Genomic DNA, 4,907 nt, shown 5'->3' with positions numbered 1-4,907 from the left:
CCGGCATTCGCAAGAATGGCGGCCTCGCATTTCACGATCCATCCCCCATCGCCGGAGAAGGATGGCCGTCCTCTCCGGCGCTTCTTTATCTCACGAAGAAGCCAGAAAATCATAAGACAAGCACGTCCACTTTACTCGGGGTCATATCCGCAGGATTTGAAGTCGATGGTGCATTCTTGTGGTTCGAACAGCGTGACTATATGGCCGATCGTATTCCATAAGCCCTCGACCGTTCGCTCGGCTTTGGCGCGCAAGATAGCCTTCAGCTTAGCGACGGCCTTCTCGATGGGGTTGAAGTCCGAGCAGGGCGGAAGGTAGAGCAATCGTCATCCTGCACCCTCGATTGCGTGACGCACGCCCTCCGTCTTGTGTGCAGGCAGATTGTCCATGATGACGATATCGCCCGGCGCCAAGGTGGGAACGAGAACCTGTTGTACATAGGCCTGGAACGCGCGCCCCATTCATCGCACCGTCGAGGACCATCGGCGCGGTGATGCCGGAAGTCTGAGCGCACCGGCAAATGTTGTCGTCTTCCAATGGCCTTGCGGGATCGGTGCGCGACATCGATCTCCGCAAGGGGCGCGTCCGCGAAGCCGAGACATTTTCGTGCTCAGGCCGGTTTCATCGATGAAGACGAGGCGCGCCGGATCGAGATCGAGTTGGCCGTCGAAACAGTCCTGGCGACGCTTCAGGAGATCGGGACGTTCCTGCTCCAGTGCATGTGCGCTCTTCTTTTGGAAGTCCAGCCGCGCTTTCGCAGCGAGACATCGCGCGCACTACGGCCAATCGATACGGCTCTTTCTCTGGCCAATCGCAGGACCATCTCGTTGAGGGTGATGTCCTTTTCCGCTTCGATCATATCGATGATGAACTTTTCGTGGACATCCAGGCGTGAACCGCTGCGTCGGCCCTGCTTCGCAGGCGTCAACCGACCCGCCCGTGCACTCGCAATCCAGACGATGGCCGTTGAAATCGGGACGCCGCTGAACGCGCCGACATGACATCGTGTGACGCAGCCAGAACGCGGATACGCAGATCATCACTGAAAGCTCGGGCCATATTGCCTCCGGCCAAATCACCAGTCGGGCGATGGAATCAGAATTCCCCAACCAAGGAAATCCTCAACGCGATTCCGCGTTCATCGGACGCGCTCTAGGTCGAAGTCCGTGCCACGCCGACTTTTTTCTAAGGCCATCTTCTGCGGCGATGCAAATTAGTTTCGAAATAAATGATACCGCGCCACCTGGTGGATGCCGGAAATTCATCGCTAATTATAATTCAGAAAAATTCAATAATGACCAAGGCGTCTTTGTATTTTTTATTTCTGAATATGAATATAAAATTTCACATTTCTACAAAACTGTCTTGCAAAGAAGTCAAATTTTGGAAAACTACATTGATATAGAAATTCTTCCTGACTCGCTGTTGGAAAGCCAAAAAATACGTGGAATCTCAGGTTTCCTTGGAAGGGTGCGTGCCGTCCACGATACGAGACCTGATGATATCGCTACTTCATGGAGAGAAGGTACGCGTCAGTGCCAATCGGTTTGCAGAGAGGCTCCGCCGAGACGGTCACCTACCGGACCACTCGCCTTTTAGTACCGCTCTTTTTGGCGGAAGTCGCTGATCAAAGTGCTACGCTGCCTGTCGGCCAAATCTCTGAATTTGTAAAGATTGCCGAAGAGCGACACCAGAAGCTTGTGACTAATATAACGACAATATTCGCGGGGCTTATGGACGGTATATTGGGGGCTTTAATTTAAACCATATTAACCGAAATTTATTTTTTCACCTATTAGGTCTTTTAGACATGGTGATCGCATCGTCGTTACTAAATGAATATTTTGTAATTAGTTCGGCGTTCCGGGAAAACCCTGCAGGTTCTCGCCATGCAGATACGGATCCCCCGCCGGCGGATTGAAGCTGGGCGAGATCGTGCTTTCGTAGGTGACCAGCCCGTTCTTGCAGGAATACATCCGCACCGGCAGTTCGCGGCGGCCGTGATAGTAGGGGGAAACGATCTGCGATGTGCAGTCCGGACGCTCTTGCGACTGTGTGGAAAAGCCCTTGGGCGGGACGACGCCCGGCAGGTCCTTGAACATGTTCTTCTCGGCCGCAGAGCAGACGGATGCTCCGGCGAGGATGAGGGCGAGGACGGTGATGGCGCGCATGATTGGTTTCGACATGTTCTTTCCTGTCACCGTTGCCCGCCCAAGCCGATGTGCATGAAGATATGGGGATTGCACACCCGCTTGTCCAGCCGATTGGACGCGAACGGCATTTCGCATTATAGCCGTTTCCAATACGCAATCGGAGACGCAATATGACAAGCCCCATCCGCTATCATGAAGGCGATATTTCGGCGGCAGATGCAGCCCGCTACACGGGCGCGATCGCCATCGACACCGAAACCCTGGGCCTGATCCCGCGCCGCGACCGGCTCTGCGTCGTGCAGCTGTCGCCGGGCGACGGCACGGCCGACGTGATCCGCATCGCCGCCGGCCAGAAGCAGGCCCCGAACCTCGTCGCCATGCTGGCCGATCCGGCCCGCGAAAAGATCTTCCATTTCGGCCGCTTTGACATTGCCGTGCTCTTTCACACGTTCGGTGTGACGACGACGCCCGTCTTCTGCACCAAGATCGCCTCGCGCCTTTGCCGCACCTATACCGACCGTCATGGCCTGAAGGACAACCTCAAGGAACTGCTCGACGTCGACGTCTCCAAGCAGCAGCAGCAGTCCGACTGGGCCGCCGAAACGCTGAGCCAGGCGCAGCTCGAATATGCGGCCTCCGACGTGCTGCATCTGCATGCGCTGCGCGACAGGCTGACGGAACGTCTCTTGCGCGACGGCCGGCTCGATCACGCGAAGGCCTGTTTCGAATTCCTGCCGACACGCTCCAAGCTCGACCTGCTCGGCTGGGAAGAGACCGACATCTTCGCCCACAGCTGATCGATCTGCGACAATCCGGCAAATTGTGACAGAGACGTTAACGCCGGACGGCGGCGTTAACCTTTTGTTAACTTTTGGCGCCTAGCCTCACGAATCAGTATGAGCCCTTTCCGGATGCCGTGAATGGCATTGCGCGCCTCTCGGAGGTTGCGGCGGAGGTTGGGCGAAAGGCAGTGCGAGATCGCGCGGCGCTCAAAGGCCGCGTCTCGCTTCAAGGCGTGTGACACATGCGTTTCCTTCCTTCGAACGAGGATGAGGTCGCCCATGCTTCCTCCGGTCAATGCCTCGATACCGGCGCAGCCGCTCACAGCCCCCGCCATCGGGCAGAGGGAAGCGCGTCCTGACGGACCCGCCGCTGTCGGACAGGCGCAGGTCGCCAGCCAGCAGCCACCATTACCCACGACACAGCAGGGCGCGGCAAGCGAAACGCTCGCATCGCTGCGGCAGCTCGCCGATCTTCTGGCCTCTCAGCAGGTCGATGCCGAGGATATCCTGACACGGCTGGCCATCGATTTCGCCACGGCGCTTGGCGAGGGCCCTCAGCCGGATGAGGCACCGCGCGATTTCTCCAACCGGCTGGCAGCGCTCATCCGGCAACTGCCGGCGGCAACGCTGCTGGCCGCGCAGAAGGCCTCCAATCTCGGCACGCTCAACATCCAGCCGCAGGCCTTGGCCGCAGCCCTTGCCGATCCGGCCTCGCCTGCCGCCGCGCGCCTCGTGGCCATGGCGGAGGATCCGGGCGCCGATGGCCTCAAGCAGGTGCTGAAGGCGGCCATCCAGAGCTACGAGCAGAACAGCGGGCCAGCCTCCACCGCGCCCGCGCCCAACACCATCGCCGCCCAGAAGGCTGCAGCCACCACCACGGGCTCGCCGACGAACCCGGACGGCACCACGTCGCCGGCCACTGCCGACGGCAGCACCGCGACGCAAGCCGATGCGGAGGCCGGCTCTGCAGCCGCCCCCGCTCGGGAGCCTGCCAGAGCCGCATCGCCTGACGCCAGCAGCGCCGCACGCCAGCCTGCAGCCGCTGCCACGGCCACGGCTCGCCCCGCCGCTGACACGCCCGCACAGGCAAAGGCTGAGACGCTCTCAGCCGCCCTGCAGAACGCAGCAATCGACCGCGATGATGGCCAGCCGACCATGCAGGTCCTGCGCGGCTTCAACGTCGTGGTAACCAATGTCGCAGCCCGCGCCGCCGATGTCCTGAAGACGGTTGCCGCGCTTGCCCAGCAGGCAGAGACGGCGCAGGTCTTCGCGCCCGCTGCCGAGGCGACATCCGGCACCGCCGGCAAGCCCATCATGTCGGTGCAGGGCCTGACGCCCGAGCTTCCCGTCGAACCGGCCCCTGTGATTGCCGGCAAGGCGCATGAGGCCGCGCGTGCCATGGAGGGCAGGGTGATCCCTCTCTTCTCGCGGCCGGCTTCGGCGCAGGATGTGGAGACGGTCGATATCGACCACCTCATCCGCATTGCCCAGCAGGCGGCCGCCAAGGCCGATCCCGCCCGCCTACCCGAGCTCGCTCTGGCGGCGCAGGCGCGCCTGCCGGAACCGGTGCCCTTCGCCCAGGTGCCCTATCCCTTCGTTCGCGAGGACGAGGAAAAACGCCACCGCCGCGGCTTCGGCGAACAGGCAGGCGGCGACGACGAGGGCGAGGAGTTGAAGGACGAAAACGGCCAGTCCCTCTGGCACGGCGACGGCGAGCAGGCCGAACGCCGCGAGGAGCCCGAAATCGAGGAACACCCCTTCGAGGCCGAGGAACCGCTGAAGCGCAACCCCACGGACGCCGAGCGCGCGTTGCACATGTATCAGCGGTTTGGCGGGTTCTGAGGCCCCGTCCTCTCCCCTTGTGGGACCATTGCATAACTCGCACTTGTTGGGATTTTGAGGATTGAAGACGCAGCTTTTCGAGCCCGGTTGTTGATTTTCCGGGCTTTTGGGTTGTTCTTTGTCGGCTTTG

The 4,907-nt window shown here is 60.6% G+C and carries 5 protein-coding genes and 1 pseudogene; 4 read left to right on the top strand and 2 right to left on the bottom strand.

Features of this window, described 5'->3' with window-relative positions:
- A partial coding sequence (locus LQK84_RS24930; RefSeq protein ID WP_230831479.1) for a hypothetical protein occupies positions 1 to 221 on the top strand: 221 nt, incomplete at its 5' end.
- Here LQK84_RS24930 and LQK84_RS24925 read toward each other — a convergent pair.
- Positions 132 to 1,059, bottom strand: a pseudogene (locus LQK84_RS24925) (IS630 family transposase). The gene LQK84_RS24930 and the pseudogene LQK84_RS24925 overlap by 90 nt on opposite strands.
- A 30-nt stretch (positions 1,060 to 1,089) precedes the next feature.
- On the opposite strand from LQK84_RS24925, the gene LQK84_RS24920 reads away from it, so the two are divergent.
- On the top strand, positions 1,090 to 1,599 hold the full coding sequence (locus LQK84_RS24920; RefSeq protein WP_230831478.1) for a hypothetical protein: 510 nt from the start codon (positions 1,090 to 1,092) through the stop codon (positions 1,597 to 1,599).
- Between the two features lie 251 nt (positions 1,600 to 1,850).
- Here the strand turns inward: LQK84_RS24920 and LQK84_RS24915 are convergent, their stop codons facing one another.
- Positions 1,851 to 2,186, bottom strand: coding sequence for a hypothetical protein (locus LQK84_RS24915; protein ID WP_230831477.1), 336 nt, complete (start codon positions 2,184 to 2,186; stop codon positions 1,851 to 1,853).
- A 137-nt stretch (positions 2,187 to 2,323) separates the two neighbouring features.
- Between LQK84_RS24915 and LQK84_RS24910 the strand changes: the two genes are divergently transcribed.
- Positions 2,324 to 2,950, top strand: coding sequence for a ribonuclease D (locus LQK84_RS24910; RefSeq protein WP_230831476.1), 627 nt, complete (start codon positions 2,324 to 2,326; stop codon positions 2,948 to 2,950).
- 264 nt (positions 2,951 to 3,214) lie between these two features.
- Positions 3,215 to 4,777, top strand: coding sequence for a hypothetical protein (locus LQK84_RS24905; RefSeq protein WP_230831475.1), 1,563 nt, complete (start codon positions 3,215 to 3,217; stop codon positions 4,775 to 4,777).
- Positions 4,778 to 4,907: the final 130 nt, after the last annotated feature.

This window comes from Rhizobium sp. C4, from assembly GCF_021026315.1.
GTDB lineage: Bacteria > Pseudomonadota > Alphaproteobacteria > Rhizobiales > Rhizobiaceae > Ensifer_A.
This window is presented reverse-complemented; position numbering and strand designations above follow the sequence as displayed.

Excerpts from the sequence above, each read along its gene's own strand:
- LQK84_RS24910 (WP_230831476.1), top strand. The coding sequence starts at position 2,324 with ATGACAAGCCCCATCCGCTATCATGAAGGCGATATTTCGGCGGCAGAT.
- LQK84_RS24915 (WP_230831477.1), bottom strand. The coding sequence starts at position 2,186 with ATGTCGAAACCAATCATGCGCGCCATCACCGTCCTCGCCCTCATCCTC.
- LQK84_RS24920 (WP_230831478.1), top strand. The coding sequence starts at position 1,090 with ATGGAATCAGAATTCCCCAACCAAGGAAATCCTCAACGCGATTCCGCG.
- LQK84_RS24905 (WP_230831475.1), top strand. The coding sequence starts at position 3,215 with ATGCTTCCTCCGGTCAATGCCTCGATACCGGCGCAGCCGCTCACAGCC.